The sequence below is a fragment of the Pseudoalteromonas sp. MSK9-3 genome (assembly GCF_003590335.1).
Lineage (GTDB): Bacteria > Pseudomonadota > Gammaproteobacteria > Enterobacterales > Alteromonadaceae > Pseudoalteromonas.
Map to the genome: position 1 here is coordinate 1 of NZ_MIET01000038.1, position 651 is coordinate 651.

Annotated in this window: 1 protein-coding gene; it reads left to right on the forward strand. The window is 46.4% G+C overall.

Annotated features, from left to right (window positions below; all coding sequences use genetic code 11):
• Positions 1-651 (forward strand): AMP-binding protein (locus BGP78_RS17775; protein WP_147386092.1); only part of this gene is annotated, 651 nt, incomplete at both ends.

Consider the following 651-nt stretch of genomic DNA (forward strand, 5'->3'; position numbering starts at 1 on the left):
CTGCAAAGTGAAGAAAGACACGATACGTCATTTGATGTGGTGCATTCTGAAGAAGAAACCAATTACCCAGTCTCAGTAGAGGTTGATATAGCAGCCTTATTGAAAATAACGCTGACATATCAAAGTGACAAAGTAAGCACACCGAGTGCGAGCAGGCTGTCAGAGCAGCTGGGGTCTTTGATTTTAGCGATGGTGGCGAACCAAAGCGCAATCTTGTCAGAGTTATCCTTGGTCACATCGGCGCAAGCAGAGTCGTTACAAGTACAAGGGTTTGGTGATGAGTTTACACCTTATCTAGTGGGGGTAGAAACACCGATATATCTTCCGAATGGCGATGCCCCGGTTTTACGCCCAGAGCAATATCAAGATGTGGTGTCAACATTAAATCAATTGGCAGAGCAGACACCCGATGCAGAAGCCGTAACGTGTGATGGCCTCAGTTATACGTTTAAGGAGCTATATGAGAGATCATCGCAATTGGCGTATTACTTGCGCGAGCAAGGGGTGGTTGCAGAGCAAAGAGTGGGTGTTGCACTAGAGCGAAGTCGAGATTTACCAGTGGCATTTTTAGCCATTTTAAAAGCGGGTGCAGTGTATGTGCCGATGGACTTGAGCTATCCAGAGCAACGCTTAGCGTACATGATAAAAGAC